Genomic DNA, 14,911 nt, shown 5'->3' with positions numbered 1-14,911 from the left:
TAATACGCCCGGCCAGATATAACCTCGATCAGTCAGCCGCCTAAGACCGTCCGAGGCATCATGCCTACAGGAAACCCTACCCTTACACGGTAGAACATGTCCCGCTCATTACTATGCACCCCCTATGGCGCACCCCTCATTCACGGAACGAAAATAACATCATTGTGTCATTTCATAAAGTTCCGGCCTGAGCGCACGCACCATAGCAGTATCGTAGTGGCACATTTACGCCCTTGAAACAATTAACGCATTTGCCCTCACCTGGGAATGAGCGCCCTTGTTAACAGTTTTTAAATCACATCTTAATCAGCAAGCTCTTGTTTCATATCGATTTAACATAAATTAACCATATCTAAAAAAATCAGCCCGCTTTGTGCCGCATTTTAGGAAGATACCACACTGTCATGTGCGTAAATCCGGCACAGAATATAACAAAATGGGAAATCCATCATGGCAGCGGCAAGTATGGCATTTAGTATGCCGGATAATTTTTCATCCAGTTTTGCAGCCAATTCCAAACCCGTCGACCTCGCCCACCTGGCAAAACAGACCATGGGTGACAAAGATCTCGAAATCGAAATCCTCCAGCTTTTTGCCCGCAACACGCGTGTCATCCTGCATGAACTGGCTGACGCCGATCATGCCAAGATCGTCGCACTGGCCCATCGCCTGAAAGGTTCTGCGGATGCGGTCGGTGCATTTCGTGTATCGGCAGCGGCGAGAGATCTGGAAAGCAATCCTGCTGACAGCAATCTGTTTGCGCAGGTGACAAGCTCTGTCATGGAAGCTGAAAACTTCATTCTCAAGCTCTGCCGCTCTTAAACGAGAGACAGAGTCTGATCGTTTTATCAGAGAGACTTCAGCGTCCAGTCAACAATCTGGCGCGATACGGCGGCAAATGCGCCATCCAGTGATTTCACGAAGGCAGCATTTGTCGTGCCGGACGACCGCGTTTGAGCTCTGAACGACTCCTGCGCCTTGATGGTGCCGTTACGGTCATTGAGGATCTTGACCGAAATTTCCACCACCGCGACATTGCCGCCCTTGGTATCGATTTCAAACGAACGGATATCGGTCACGACCTGATAGTCGATGGCCAGGCCCTGCCCCGGACGGCCAACGCCACCCAGCTTGCCGGTGTTTTCAAAGGCTTCCACCAGCTTGGACTGCACCAGCTTCGGCAGGCGATCGCTCCACTGCGAGCTTGCCAGATACTGAACCTCAGATGAGGACAGGCGAACAACGATATTCTCGCTGTCGAGCGTTTTCAGCGCGGTTGGTTCCGGCACCAGAATCTGGCGGTTCTTTAGCGAACGGCCTTCGGTCGATGCCAAAGATGACGCGGAAAGATCGAATGTATCGTTCTTGGCGGCAGTGCCGCAAGCACTCAACGACATAAGAACAAAGGGAAATGCCAGTACCGCACGGATAGTCGCAGGGCGTATTGCAACAGCCATATTCACATTACCCCTTTGCCACCTTGTACGGAATCATTATCAACGCCGTGTTCTTCCATCATACTGCTTGACGGTTTCACCGCCAAAAATCAACCTTTGCGGATTACGGTCGAAGTTCATAATCGTATTATTCAACTGATCGACCGTCCGACGGGTGTCTCCAATGAGCGCTTGGACGTCCCGCAGCCCTGCGCCGGAAAACCGTGCCAGATTATCGGCGATAGGACCAACACGCGCATTCAGGTTATCCGCCACGGCTTTGAACGATGCCAGAGTTTCACGCGCCTTCACAAACAGCGAATTGGCGTCATCGGTTCCAAGCAAGTTGTCGACTTTTATAAGAATTCCGTCAACGCGGTTGGAGGCAGCATTCAGCTTGCCGGCCATTTCCTGGAAATCGGCAATGGTCCGATCAATCTGGTCACGGCGCTTGTCCACATCGTCAGCCACACCCTTGAAGGAGGCAATCGCGCTGCGTGCATCCTTGGTCGCCACAGAAATATCATCAACCGCGGTGCCAACCTTGGCCGGATCCACCGCAGCCAGTAGCGTGTCTGCCCGTTTCAACACGACCTGCGCGTCATCTCCGGTTTTTTCAAAGCTTTCGGCGGTACGTTTCACACTCGCCATGAGATCATCGACGTTGCCTGAAGCTCTGGCGACATCGCCGCTGACCTTTTCGGCATTGGCGAGAATTGTATCGACCTTCTTGGCATCAACGGCGCGCACCAGATCTTCCACGGCGGCAAGCGTGCTTTCCAGACGTCCCGACACCGACTTTACGGTGACCGACAGCGAGCTCATGCTTTCCAGGAATTTGTCGATACCATCGGAGTTATCAGCCAGCGCAGTGGAAAATTTCTCGGCATTGCGCACCGTCTGGGTCAACGGACCCCTCGCGTCCTGTACGAACCCCTGCAATTCGCCGATCGCATTGTCGGCGCGTGTCAATATCTTGTCGGCAGTTGCCAGAAGGTTGGTCACGCTTGACAGATCGGCAGTCAGCTCGGCCGGAAGTCCGGTTTCAAACGCTTTTTGCAAGATACGTTCGTCGGTTTTGCGACCGCCGGACAGTTCGATATAGGCAGCGCCCGTCAGGCCCTGAATTTCCAGAACAGCGCGGGTGCTGGTGAACACCGGTGCCTGTGCCTGAATTTCAGTGAAAGCGATGGAATATTGCGGGTCGTCGGAATCGATCGACAGACCACGCACCGTACCGACGGGAATACCGTTAAAGCGCACAGGAGAGCCGACCGACAGACCGTTGGCGGAGCCGGGAATGCGCACGATAAGCTGCGCCATCGGGCCGCCGCGTCCAAACTCGGCCATCCAGTAGACAAAGCCGAAGGCTGCCGCGACAACGATCAGCGTGAAAATACCGACGATGGTGTAATTTGCCTTGGTTTCCATAGCTTTTGTTACTCCATCGAATTTTCATGCACGTTATTCGGAGACACAACCGCTCTGGCTCTCTTGCCCTTGAAGTATGATTGAACCCAAGGATCGTCGCAGGCGAACATATCCTCAAGTGTACCTTCAACCAAGACCTTCTTGTTGCCGAGAACGGCAATGCGGTCACAGACGGAAAACAGACTGTCGAGGTCGTGGGTCACCATGTAAACGGTCAAACCCAACGTATCACGCAGTTTTGCAATAAGGTTATCGAATTCTGCAGCACCGATCGGATCAAGACCCGAGGTCGGTTCGTCCAGAAACACCAGATCAGGATCAAGCGCCAGTGCCCGAGCAAGAGCCGCACGTTTGATCATGCCTCCGGACAATTCAGACGGATATTTATCAGCGGCATCTGGCTTCAGACCGACCATATCGATCTTCAGGCGTGCGAGCTCATCCATCAGCGACTTTGGCAGATCGAGATATTCGCGCATCGGCAGCTGGATGTTTTCCTTGACCGTCAGGCCGGAAAACAGCGCGCCCTGCTGGAACAGCACTCCAAGTCGTGTGTCGAGCGCCATGCGCTCTTCTTCATTAGCCGTGTCGTAATCGGTGCCCAAAATCTTGATGCTGCCGGAACGGCGCGGCAAAAGCCGCAGCACGGTGCGCATCAGCACCGACTTGCCGGCACCGGATGCCCCGACGAAACCGAGAATTTCGCCTCTGTAGACATCGAGGTCGAGATTATCGAGGATCAGCTTATCGCCAAAACCAACCGTCAGTCCCTCCACGGAGAGAACGACTTCCCGGTCCTGTTTTTTGCTGTCGTTTTTCTGGATGTCGATTTTCTTGACGTCGGTGTTGTCTGCCACGGCCATCTCCTTAAAAATCGATCGCCGCGTAGAAGATGGCAAAAAGCCCGTCTACGAGGATGACGACGAAGATGGATTTAACAACCGAAGACGTGACGTGCTGGCCAAGCGATTCCGCGCTGCCCCCCACCTTCATGCCTTCGACTGCGGCGACAATACCGATGATCAGCGCCATGAACGGCGCCTTGATCATGCCAGACGCGATGGTCGACATTTCAACAGCCGCGTGCAGACGCGACAGGAAAACTTCAAACGTGATGCCGGAATAGATCAATGCCACGACGGCTGCGCCAAACAGCGCGGCAAAGTTGGCAAGAATGGTCAAAAGCGGCAGGGCAATCGTCAGCGCAACAAGGCGCGGGAAAACCAGCACGCCAACCGGGTTGAGACCGATGACCTTCAGCGCGTCGATTTCTTCACGCATTTTCATCGAGCCGATTTCGGCGGTGATCGCACTACCGGAGCGGCCGGCAATCATGATGGCGGTCAACAGTACACCGATTTCGCGCAGCTGCAGAATGCCGACGAGATCGACCACGAACACTTCCGCGCCAAAATAACGAAGCTGGAACGCGCCCTGCTGCGCAATGATCGCACCAATCAGAAACGACATCAGTACGATGATTGGCACGGCGCGCACGCCCATATGGTCAATCTGGTTGATGATGGCGGCTGGAGACACACCAGTCCCCCGCCCGAGCTTCATCTGCGCACCACGCACGGCCGAGCCGAGAATATACATGCCAGCCAGAAAATCGCCGCCCGCCTGTACAACATTGCGGCCAACAGGCTCAAAAACGCGTTGAACAAGACGTTTGCGCGGCGCGGCATCGGGTGGCGGACCCGCCTCGCTCGGCAAGGCTTCGACCAGCTCCTCAACGCGGGTGTTGCCACCGGTAAAGCTGACCTCGGCGCCGTTGGCGTTCAGTTCATTGCGAAACTTCTGAATGATCCAGGCGCCTGCAGTATCGACACGGCCAATACCAGACAGGTCGATCTCGACACTGCCGGACTGTTTGTTTTGGCCGGGCCGGGAAATTTCTTTGAGAACGCCAGTGATCGTGTCGTTGCGCCAATCGCCGCTCAGCGAAAAACGCACAGGCCCGCCTGCGGAACTTTCATCCGAAGCAATGCTCGCCTGATGGGCGTCCGTGTTGTTATCGCGAGCTTGCATCTTTTCCTATACGCGTGCAGCTTTGCCATCGAATCTATCGATTCATATCTTTTCACAAGATGACAAGCCATCGCAACAGGCCGGATTTCGCGAGTTTTTTGATTTTACGCACGATTTCCGCACAATATCGAAGTGTAACTTATGTCCGCGCAACTTCAGGTGATAGCAGAATCCTTTCCAATAGCCGGCAGCTTCACGATTTCACGCGGTAGCAAAACCGAAGCGGACGTCGTGACATGCACCATTGGCGACGGCGCCTTTTCCGGCGTTGGCGAATGTGTGCCCTATAAGCGCTACGGCGAAAGCATAGAGGGCGTGATTGCCGATATCGAGAAGATGGCAGACGCCGTCTCTCAAGGGCTGGATCGGCTGGAGCTGCAACATGTGATGAAGCCGGGTGCCGCCCGTAACGCCGTCGATTGCGCGCTCTGGGACTATGAGGCAAAACGCTCTGGTCTGAGTGTTGCCTCACAGATCCTGCATGAACCGGCCGTGCCACTGGTCACCGCCTATACGATTTCGCTTGGTGATGCCGAGACCATGGCGCGCAACTCGGCTGCCAATGCACACCGCCCACTGCTCAAGATCAAGCTTGGCACCGATGACGACGAAAGCCGCATGCGGGCCGTGCGAAAGGCCGCCCCAGACAGTCGGATCATTGTCGATGCCAATGAAGGCTGGACCGACGACAATATCGAGCACCATCTTGCCGTTGCAGCCGCGCTCAATGTGTCGCTGATCGAACAACCCCTGCCCGCTGGCAAGGACGAAATCCTGGCACGCATCCACCGGCAGGTGCAGATCTGCGCCGATGAAAGCGTTCACTCAACCGCCGATCTCGAAACCCTGCGCAACCGCTATGACGCCATCAACATCAAGCTGGACAAGACCGGCGGCTTGACGGAAGCGCTTGTGATGAAGCAGGCAGCCATCCGGTTGGGTTACACCATCATGGTCGGCTGCATGGTTGGAACGTCACTGGCCATGGCGCCTGCTGTGCTGTTGGCACAGGGTACCGAATATGCCGATCTCGACGGTCCATTGTTGCTGGCCAGAGATCGCGAACCGGCACTGACCTATGACGGTTCGCTGGTGCATCCGCCAGAACGGTCGCTGTGGGGCTGATAGAAATTGGCGTGCTGTCGATACAGCACGCCAACGTAGATGTTTTATCTTGCGCTATCGATGATTTGCCCGCCATCCGGCGTCAGACTTGAACCGGTAATAAATCTCGAATCGCTGCTGGCAAGGAACAACGCAACGGGCGCGATGTCGTTTTCCGGCGAGCCGTGACGACCAAGTGCATTGGTTGGCGCTGGAGCATTCTGTGCAGCACCCCAGGTGTCGGCGACAGGAAGAAGGTTGTTGACCGTAATATTGTCCGGTCCCCACTCGCGCGCCGCAGACCTGGTGAGTGCACGAACGGCCTCTTTGGCCATGTTATACGGTCCGTAAGGCGACATGCCCAAAACACCAGCCAGCGATGCGAAATTTATCACACATCCCTCACCCGATCGTTTCAGATGTGGGTGACAGGCCTGCATGGTCCGCAGATACGCTATCGGTCCCATATCGAAATTGCGTTGCAACTGGTCGACTGGCAAATCGAGAATCGGCGAGTGAACCGCAGATGGGTCGAAGGCCACATTCACGAGAATGTCGATGCCGCCAAATGTCTGCACGACTTTGGCGACGGCTTCGGTAATCTGGTTGCCGTCACTCAAGTCGCACGTCACGCCGAGCGCCGTGCCACCCTTGGCTTGAATGCTGTCGACCACCGCATTTACATTTGCAGGCGTAAGCGACAGCACAGCCACTTTTGCGCCCTCAGCGGCGAATAGCTCTGCCGTCGCTCGACCTATTCCTCTGCCAGCGCCTGCAACGATGGCAATTTCTCCAGTCAGTTTTCCCATTTTGATTTCCTTTCCAAGTGGGGGATTAGCGCGCCTGCGCCATGGCATAAGGTGATGGAACATCGCGCCCGGCGTTCTGGGTGGTGAAGGATGCGGCAAGCAGCGCCAGCCCTATGATGGCAGGCAGAGCACTTGCGGGCTTTCGAACCCCGATATGGGCCAGCCCGGACAGAAGAAGGTGAAACAGCATCCCGGCATAGGCCAGATCGCTCAAGCCAACGTTGAAGCGGGACAGGATGGCCACGACAGCGGCGACCTTCACGACCGTCAAAATATGGACGAGATAGGTTGGGTAACCGAACCCGGCAATTGTCTGCCGGACCCATTCGGTCTTTGCGACATAGGTTATGGCAGAGGCAAGATAGAGCGCGACCAGCAGGATCGTTACGGCCCAGTAAATATAGATTTCAGACATGAGATATCCCTTGCCGCCGAATGACTTCGGCAGATTGCTCCATTCAAGATTTTCAGTGTTCCGGATTAGGACTGCTGATTATCCGGTGTTCGCATCGAAAATGTGGTATTAGATGAATATTCGCGAGTAGGATGAATTTCGCGTGGTAAGTATGGAAAACCAGACTAATGAGCCGGACGGCACAAATATGCACGAAGAAATGCGGCGTGCATTCGCGTTGCTTTCGGGTAAATGGAAACTCGAAATCATGTGGCTTCTCAACCAGCGCATTTATCGCTTCAACGAGCTGCGCAAAGCCATTCCTGGCATCACCCAGCATATGTTGACCGCCCAATTGCGGGAGCTTGAATTGGACGGTTTGGTTTCCCGCACGGTCTACGCCGAGGTCCCGCCTCGCGTGGAGTACGAGATAACTGCGAAAGCCAGAGGCCTCGGTCCGACAATGGAAGCGTTGACGGCCTGGTGGAATGAATATGGAAAAAGCGTCCCGGAAAAAGTGGCACGTGGACGCAAAGTAACGCCGAAAAAGTAGCTGGGTTGCCGCCAAACACTGGAGGCAACCGCTGTTTTCGGGTGACAGCCTGAGATGAAATGCGCGCCCAGAGAGGCGCTTGTCACTCTGTCACATCAGGCAGCGCGCATCGGGAACGGTGGCAGAGCGATCTGTTCTTCCTGCTCGATGTTTTCAGGGTTTTCTTCAGCCTGCATCCAGGTGATCAGTTCAAAGCTGCCATCTTCATTTTCGGCAATTGCCGTGCAGCTTTCCACCCAGTCACCAGTATTGATGTAACGGATACCGTCCATCTCGCTGATCACGGCGTGGTGGATATGACCGCAGATAACGCCGTCCACATCGTTACGCTTGGCTTCGTCCACCACAACGCGCTGGAACTCGCCAATGAAGTTGACGGCATGTTTGACCTGCAGCTTTGCCCAGGCCGAGAACGACCAGTATGGCAGGCCGATACGGCGACGAACGGCCGCCAGTATCACATTGATGGCAATTGCTGCGTCGTAGGCCCAGTCACCGAGGTAAGCGAGCAGACGGGCATTGCGCACGACCACGTCAAACTCATCGCCGTGGATGATCAGGTATTTCTTGCCGTCTGCCGCTTCATGCACCATGCGTTCGGCGACTTCGATACCGCCGAAGTGCGAACCGGGAAACTCTCTGAGGAACTCATCATGGTTGCCGGGAATATAGATGATCCGGGCACCCTTGCGCGCCTTGCGCAGCAGTTTCTGTACAACATCATTGCAGCCTTGCGGCCAGTACCAGTTGCGGCGCAAACGCCAGCCGTCAATGATGTCTCCCACCAGAATAATCGTGTCAGCATCATGATGACGCAAGAAATCTAGGAGGTAGTCGGTTTTGGCAGCCTTGGAGCCAAGGTGCACGTCCGAGATAAATAAGGTTCTGAAATGTCTGGTTTCCATTTGCCGGGCCACGGAATTCATCCCCCTGTCTTGGCAATCAAACTACATACTCCAGAACCAGAGTCGTGTTTCAGCATCATGACAAAGGACTATTTTCTGCCGCAAAACCCTCTTCACCCACACTCATTTTGACACGAATCAATCAAATAACGGCTGTACCATGGGGCTGATTGATGTATTCAGAAGCCCAACGAAAACATTTGAAAAAAGCGGTGCAGGAATGAATTCGCAGGATAAAAACAAAACTCAACCAAAACCAGCAAGTGCTGACCTGGACGAACAGGCGCTCTTTTTCCACCGCTATCCGCGCCCCGGCAAACTCGAAATTCAACCGACCAAGCCGCTCGGCAACCAGCGCGACCTGGCGCTGGCCTATTCGCCGGGTGTTGCAGCACCTTGCCTTGCCATTCACGAAAACCCCGAAACGGCCGCCGAATATACGGCACGCGCCAATCTGGTGGCTGTTATTTCCAACGGCACGGCTGTTCTTGGCCTCGGCAATATCGGTCCGCTGGCCTCCAAGCCAGTGATGGAAGGAAAAGCCGTCCTGTTCAAGAAATTCGCCGGCATCGACGTATTCGACATCGAAATCGACGCGCCCGGCATCAACGACATGGTCTCGACCATCTCGGCGCTGGAGCCGACCTTTGGCGGCATCAACCTTGAAGACATCAAGGCGCCTGAATGTTTCGAAGTCGAGCGCCAGCTGCGCGAAAAGATGAACATTCCAGTATTCCATGACGACCAGCATGGCACCGCCATCATCGTGGCTGCCGCCGTGATGAACGGTCTGGAACTGGCCGGCAAGTCGCTTGGCAATGTCAAGATCGTCACGTCGGGCGCCGGTGCGGCAGCCCTTGCCTGCCTTAACCTGCTGGTATCGCTGGGCGCCAAGAAAGAAAACATCTGGGTTCACGACATTGAAGGCCTCGTTTATGACGGCCGCAATACCCTGATGGACGAGTGGAAAGAAATCTACGCCCAGAAGAGCGACAAGCGCGTTCTGGCCGAATCCATCGATGGCGCAGATGTCTTCCTCGGCCTGTCGGCGGCTGGCGTTCTGAAGCCTGAGCTGCTGGTACAGATGGCTGAAAAGCCGCTTATTCTGGCGCTTGCCAACCCGAACCCGGAAATCATGCCGGAAGTCGCGCGTGCGGCCCGTCCTGATGCGATGATCTGCACCGGCCGTTCGGACTTCCCGAACCAGGTGAACAACGTCCTCTGCTTCCCGTACATCTTCCGCGGCGCCCTTGATTGTGGTGCAACCACCATCAACGAAGAAATGAAGATGGCGGCCGTCAAGGCAATTGCCGAACTGGCGCGGGAAGAAATCTCGGAAGTGGCTGCGAAAGCCTATTCCGGTGACACACCGTTGTTTGGACCGACCTACCTCATTCCATCGCCATTCGACCCGCGCCTAATCCTGCGCATTGCACCGGCCGTTGCCCGTGCGGCGGCAGCAAGCGGCGTTGCATCGCGTCCAATCACCGATTTCGACGCCTATCTCGACCAGCTGAACCGTTTCGTCTGGCGCTCCGGTTTCGTGATGAAGCCAATCTTTGCCGCTGCAAAATCGGCTGAGAAGAAGCGCATCATCTTCTCGGAAGGTGAAGACGAGCGTGTGCTGCGTGCCGCCCAGGTTCTGCTGGAAGAAGGCACCGGCGTACCGATCCTGATCGGCCGTCCGCAGATCATCGAATCCCGCCTCAAGCGTTTCGGTCTGCGCATTCGTCCTCATGCGGACTTTGCCGTGGTCAACCCGGAAGACGATCCACGTTACCGCGAATATGTCGATGATTACTTCGCGCTGGTTGGCCGCATGGGTATCAACCCGGAAGCTGCCCGCACCATCGTTCGTACCAACACCACCGTCATCGGTGCGCTGTCTGTCAAGCGCGGTGAAGCAGACGCGCTGATCTGCGGTCTTGAAGGCCGTTTTGACCGTCACCTGCGTGACGTCAACCAGATCATTGGCAAGAAAAAGGATGTGCGTGCATTCTCCGGCCTCAGCCTGATCATCTCGCAACGTGGCGCAACCTTCTTCACCGATACGTTTGTGACCTACAATCCAACCGCAGAAGAAGTTGCGGAAAGCACCATTTTGGCCGCTCAGGAAATCCGCCGCTTCGGCATCACGCCAAAGGCCGCGCTGATCAGCCACTCGAACTTTGGTTCGCGTGATTCGGAAAGCGCCCGCAAGATGCGTGACGCCTTGCAGATCGTGCGTGACACCGCACCGGATCTGGAAGTCGATGGCGAAATGCAGGGTGGTTCTGCCCTGACCGAAAGCCTGCGCAAGCGCGCCATGCCTGACAGCACGCTGTCTGGCGAAGCAAACCTGCTGGTGTTCCCGAACCTTGACGCGGCGAATATTTCGCTCGGTCTGGTTCGCACCATGACAGATGCGCTGCATGTTGGCCCGATCCTGCTCGGCACCGCCCTGCCCGCACATATTCTGTCGCCAACCGTGACATCGCGCGGCGTGGTCAACATGGCAGCCCTGGCTGTCGTGGAAGCCTCGCATCCGTAATGGTGCCCTAAAGCTGCGTTAACGCAGTTTTGAATTGCCGATTGCCGCAACTGCCTCATTTATATGATAACAATCTGATGAATGAGGCGCTTGCGGCATATCTTTTTCCATCCTTTTTGTTTGGATGGCCGCAGACGCGAAGCCGAAAACGCAACCACATCGGAAGCGGAACATACAGGTGACAGCTTTGAAACTGCGCAATTTTACAATGCTGTTTTTACCGGTATTGATCGGTAGCTTTCCTGCCGTGTCCTTTGCTGCCTCGGTGTGTGATGACCTGCGTCAGGAATTGCGCGCACCGGCGCAGATTATTGGCAACACTGCCGAAGTGCGCCATTTTGCCAGCGCCTTGACCCGCCAGAACATCATCATCCGCAAAATCCGCAATGATCTGAGAGCCTATGGCTGCTCGAGCGGCAGCATCGTCGTTTACGGCGGTGAAAATGCCCAGCTGTGCGACCAGATCGAAGATGCACTTTATGACGCCGAGGCGGAGCGTGACGACCTGCTTGTCAGCCGCGACCAGATGATGGCACAGCAGCGCAATCGAGGCGTTGACCGTGATCGTATCATGGCCGCACTTGATGCCAATGGCTGCTTTGACGAGCGCCCGCAGTCTGCCGCCGCTAGCCCGAATGACCAGACCCAGGAATTTGCCCCACCCGGCATGATCGAGGTGGACCCGAACCGCCAGCCGGTGTTCACACCGCCAATGCAGGGCGGCCTTAGAACCCTGTGCGTACGGACCTGTGACGGCGCATTTTTCCCGATTTCGTCCAATGCCTCACCGCTTGATTTTCGCCGTCAGGCCGCGACCTGTGAACAAATGTGCCCGGGTTCTGAGACGGAGCTTTATTACCACTCCCTGCAAGGTCAGGAGAGTGCGGACATGGTTTCTGCCGAGACCGGCAAACCATACAAGGACCTGCCGACCGCCTTTGCCTATCGCAACACGTCAGCAGACACCCGCTCGCCGTCCTGCGGCTGCAACATGGCGTCATATTTCGACCAGATGAAAAAGCAGGAAGAGGCCAACCAGTCAAAACCCGCAGAACCCTATTCCGGCGTTACCGATATCAAGACGCCGAATGGCGAAAAGAAGCAGACAGAACAGCCGGTTGCCGCAGCGCCTGTCGAGCGCGACTATGATCCCAAAGATAGTAAAGTCCGGGTCGTCGGACCACAGTTTCTGCCCGAGGAAACCAGCCGGATCGATCTGCACAATCCGGCTCTACAAGGTGCACAACCGCAGCAGCAGTGATGCACGACGCTTTTCCTCACACGCGCCAATAGATTTAGCGACGGCCCCATTGATCGTGGAAAACCAGATCTTCCAGCGGCAGCCTTTTGGCCCAGCCCTTCACGGCCAGTTCCGGCTCTCGGTAGAGTTCGGTCACATAACCCAGACATAACCAGGCAACAATTTCGATATGGTCGGGTATGCCGAGAATGCGGCGTATGTCTGCATCATGGAAGATACTGACCCAACCGACGCCCACGCCTTCGGCACGGGCGGCAAGCCACAGATTCTGGATGGCGCAGACCGTGGAATAGACATCCATGCGTGGATTGTGGGTGCGCCCCAGAACGACGGTGCCACCACGGGTCGGATCGCAGGTCACGCAGATGCTGAGAGGGGCGGTGCGAATGCCCTCGAGCTTGAGGCTACGATAAAGGCTCTGCCTGTCATCTTCGAACAGCAGCGCCGCTTCCTCATCGGCACGGGCAAAAGCCTGCCAGGCGGCCTCACGCATCGCATGATCCCTGATCAGTGTGAAGTTCCACGGCTGCATAAAACCGACCGAGGGCGCGGCGTGAGCGGCAGCCAGCAGCCTTGTCACCAGATCATCCGGCAATGGATGGCTTTCAAACTCATTGCGCACATCACGGCGCGTCTCAATGGCCCGGTAAACGGCTGCCTTGTCGTCACAGGAAAAAGCGCCGGCCGCGTGGCGGGCTTCAGAAAACGGATCGTCCTGCATCGTCAATCCCCAACAATGCCTATCGCCGGCAGGCCCCTCAGAACCCACCCGGCAAACAACCATTCCCGCCGTCCATACGGGCTGGTCTATGATGTCTGGCCGGTCTTCTGGCTTGGCATCGTCCTTCCGCTGCCGCCTTCCCGGAACATCCAGTGGCGATTGGTGCAGCAGATGTCCGCCTTACAGCGTTGGGCACGCTCCGGTCTTGCACCGGATTCCCGATTCTCCCGCACGTCGTGCAGGCACCTGACGGCAGTGCTTATGTCCGCTACATCGCGCAAATGCAAGCACGGGAGCATGTGGCGTTAGGTCGCCGGGAAATACCTGACATAGGCAAACTCATCGCCATCAGGCGACCAGTTGGGCGAGTTCATGGTGCCCTGCCCGCCAAACAGTTCAAACAGCGTCTCGACATTGCCGCCATCGGCATCCATCAACCGCACCCGCACATTCAGATCACGGGGATGATCAAAGACATCGGCGTCGTAGGACACGAACACCACCTTGTCGCCTGATGGCGACGGATGTGGAAACCAGTCTCCAAAATTGCTGTCGGTGACGCGCTCGACGGATGAGCCATCAGTCTTCACACGCCATATCTGCATCAGTCCGGTGCGGCTGGAATTGAAATAGATCCACTGGCCATCGGCGGAATAATCCGGCCCGTCATTACGGCCCTCACCATGCGTAAGACGTGATTCAACTTCGCTTTCTATGTCCATGGAATATATATCAAAAACCTGATCGCGAATGCCGCAGTAGGCGAATGATTTTCCATCCGGCGACCAGCCATGCCAATAGGATGGCAAATTGTGCGTCATCAGCCTTGGCGTGCCGCCGGAAGACGGCAGCAGGTAGATTGCGCTCTTGCCAAACTCCACCTTGTCGGAAATGGCATAAAGCGAACCGTCAGGCGAAATGCCGTGATCGTTGTTGCACAGGGTCGCAAACCCTGTGTCCACCTTGACCGGTGTCGGATCACCCGAAAGCGACAGGCGATAGATCAGCCCATCGGCATTGAGCAGAAGGTACTGGCCATCCGGCGACCAGTTGGGCGCTTCAAACAGCGCCTCGGTCTGCCAGACCACACGCATCTGACGGGTACGGATGTTGTAGATTTCGATGGAACTGCGCACGCATCCTCCCGGGGTTGCTCATCGACAGGAGTGGCCGACATTTCATTTGCATCGCCCGACACCTTCACATAATGATCCTATTGCCGCAGGCACCGTCCTGCAAATTCAAAAAAGGAGAACAGCAGCGTTTCGGCACCGTCCGTTTACCCTGCCCCGTTTCTCCCAGGTTCGAGGTTCCGCGATGAATTCCATCGCCGATCAAGGCATCCGTTTTGGCCGGATTGCCGCCATGCTTCCCGTCAAGGACATTCAAAAGGCCCATGACTTCTATGTCGGTGTACTCGGTTTCACTAAGTCATTTGAAAACGGCAATCCCGTTGGTTTCATGATCCTGAAACAGGGCAATGCTGAGCTGCATCTGACCCTGCAGCCGTCACACGAGGCAGCCCCCTTCAACGTGGCCCACATGATGGTGAGTGACGTCGATGCCCTGCATACGCTGTGCAAACAACATGGCCTGCGCATCATCAAAGGTCTGCAAGACAAGGATTACGGCCTGCGCGCCTTCGTGTTTGAAGACCCGGATGGCAACCGCATCGATGTCGGTCAGGTGATATAGGTACGGGAATGGTGCATTCCTCTATTTCTGCCGTCATCCTG

At 55.8% G+C, this 14,911-nt stretch carries 15 protein-coding genes and 1 riboswitch; of the genes, 6 read left to right on the top strand and 9 right to left on the bottom strand.

The genetic code is table 11. From position 1 onward, the window contains the following. The first annotated feature begins 450 nt into the window (after positions 1 to 450). Positions 451 to 822 (top strand): Hpt domain-containing protein, encoded by a 372-nt coding sequence (locus IB237_RS06610; protein WP_192487753.1) that lies wholly within the window; start codon positions 451 to 453, stop codon positions 820 to 822. A 26-nt stretch (positions 823 to 848) separates the two neighbouring features. Here IB237_RS06610 and IB237_RS06605 read toward each other — a convergent pair whose 3' ends face one another. The 4 genes from IB237_RS06605 to IB237_RS06590 form a co-directional block, all read right to left on the bottom strand. Beyond that, positions 849 to 1,397 carry an ABC-type transport auxiliary lipoprotein family protein gene (locus IB237_RS06605; RefSeq protein WP_246787715.1) on the bottom strand — a complete coding sequence of 183 codons (549 nt, stop codon included), beginning with the start codon at positions 1,395 to 1,397 and terminating at the stop codon, positions 849 to 851. Positions 1,398 to 1,496: 99 nt separating this feature from the next. Further along, positions 1,497 to 2,867: an MlaD family protein gene (locus tag IB237_RS06600; protein ID WP_192487751.1), complete on the bottom strand. Its 1,371-nt coding sequence runs from the start codon at positions 2,865 to 2,867 to the stop codon at positions 1,497 to 1,499. A gap of 8 nt (positions 2,868 to 2,875) precedes the next feature. Further along, on the bottom strand, positions 2,876 to 3,730 hold the full coding sequence (locus IB237_RS06595) for an ABC transporter ATP-binding protein (RefSeq protein WP_192487750.1): 855 nt from the start codon (positions 3,728 to 3,730) through the stop codon (positions 2,876 to 2,878). A 4-nt stretch (positions 3,731 to 3,734) separates the two neighbouring features. Next, positions 3,735 to 4,898, bottom strand: a complete 1,164-nt coding sequence (locus tag IB237_RS06590; RefSeq protein ID WP_192487749.1) for an ABC transporter permease — start codon at positions 4,896 to 4,898, stop codon at positions 3,735 to 3,737. 141 nt (positions 4,899 to 5,039) lie between these two features. Between IB237_RS06590 and dgcA the strand changes: the two genes are divergently transcribed. Then, complete coding sequence (gene dgcA, locus IB237_RS06585; RefSeq protein ID WP_192487748.1) at positions 5,040 to 6,023, top strand: N-acetyl-D-Glu racemase DgcA; 984 nt, start codon at positions 5,040 to 5,042, stop codon at positions 6,021 to 6,023. Between the two features lie 44 nt (positions 6,024 to 6,067). Here dgcA and IB237_RS06580 read toward each other — a convergent pair whose 3' ends face one another. Next, positions 6,068 to 6,811 (bottom strand): SDR family NAD(P)-dependent oxidoreductase, encoded by a 744-nt coding sequence (locus IB237_RS06580; RefSeq protein WP_192487747.1) that lies wholly within the window; start codon positions 6,809 to 6,811, stop codon positions 6,068 to 6,070. Positions 6,812 to 6,836: 25 nt separating this feature from the next. After that, on the bottom strand, positions 6,837 to 7,226 hold the full coding sequence (locus IB237_RS06575) for a DoxX family protein (RefSeq protein WP_192487746.1): 390 nt from the start codon (positions 7,224 to 7,226) through the stop codon (positions 6,837 to 6,839). 151 nt (positions 7,227 to 7,377) lie between these two features. Between IB237_RS06575 and IB237_RS06570 the strand changes: the two genes are divergently transcribed. Beyond that, on the top strand, positions 7,378 to 7,758 hold the full coding sequence (locus IB237_RS06570; RefSeq protein WP_192487899.1) for a helix-turn-helix domain-containing protein: 381 nt from the start codon (positions 7,378 to 7,380) through the stop codon (positions 7,756 to 7,758). A gap of 95 nt (positions 7,759 to 7,853) precedes the next feature. Here IB237_RS06570 and IB237_RS06565 read toward each other — a convergent pair whose 3' ends face one another. Next, a complete protein-coding gene (locus tag IB237_RS06565) occupies positions 7,854 to 8,684 on the bottom strand; it encodes a UDP-2,3-diacylglucosamine diphosphatase (RefSeq protein ID WP_192487745.1) in 831 nt (276 codons plus the stop codon). A gap of 199 nt (positions 8,685 to 8,883) precedes the next feature. On the opposite strand from IB237_RS06565, the gene IB237_RS06560 reads away from it, so the two are divergent. Both IB237_RS06560 and IB237_RS06555 read left to right on the top strand, forming a co-directional pair. Next, positions 8,884 to 11,193, top strand: coding sequence for an NADP-dependent malic enzyme (locus tag IB237_RS06560; protein ID WP_192487744.1), 2,310 nt, complete (start codon positions 8,884 to 8,886; stop codon positions 11,191 to 11,193). A 178-nt stretch (positions 11,194 to 11,371) separates the two neighbouring features. Then, the gene (locus IB237_RS06555; RefSeq protein ID WP_371815242.1) at positions 11,372 to 12,454 is read left to right on the top strand and encodes a DUF2865 domain-containing protein; all 1,083 of its coding nucleotides are present in this window, start codon (positions 11,372 to 11,374) and stop codon (positions 12,452 to 12,454) included. A gap of 34 nt (positions 12,455 to 12,488) precedes the next feature. Here the strand turns inward: IB237_RS06555 and bluB are convergent, their stop codons facing one another. Together bluB and IB237_RS06545 are read right to left on the bottom strand one after the other, a co-directional pair. Next, positions 12,489 to 13,175 (bottom strand): 5,6-dimethylbenzimidazole synthase, encoded by a 687-nt coding sequence (gene bluB / locus IB237_RS06550; protein WP_192487743.1) that lies wholly within the window; start codon positions 13,173 to 13,175, stop codon positions 12,489 to 12,491. A gap of 79 nt (positions 13,176 to 13,254) precedes the next feature. Then, a riboswitch (cobalamin riboswitch) is annotated at positions 13,255 to 13,440 on the bottom strand. A 40-nt stretch (positions 13,441 to 13,480) separates the two neighbouring features. After that, the gene (locus tag IB237_RS06545; RefSeq protein WP_192487742.1) at positions 13,481 to 14,311 is read right to left on the bottom strand and encodes a TolB family protein; all 831 of its coding nucleotides are present in this window, start codon (positions 14,309 to 14,311) and stop codon (positions 13,481 to 13,483) included. Positions 14,312 to 14,492: 181 nt separating this feature from the next. Here IB237_RS06545 and IB237_RS06540 point away from each other — a divergent pair, with 181 nt between their 5' ends. After that, on the top strand, positions 14,493 to 14,870 hold the full coding sequence (locus tag IB237_RS06540) for a glyoxalase superfamily protein (RefSeq protein WP_192487741.1): 378 nt from the start codon (positions 14,493 to 14,495) through the stop codon (positions 14,868 to 14,870). Positions 14,871 to 14,911: the final 41 nt, after the last annotated feature.

It is taken from the genome of Agrobacterium sp. AGB01, assembly GCF_014851585.1.
Taxonomy (GTDB): Bacteria; Pseudomonadota; Alphaproteobacteria; order Rhizobiales; family Rhizobiaceae; genus Agrobacterium.
The sequence above is the reverse complement of the archived record's forward strand: the minus strand, read 5'-3'. Positions and strand labels throughout refer to the sequence as shown.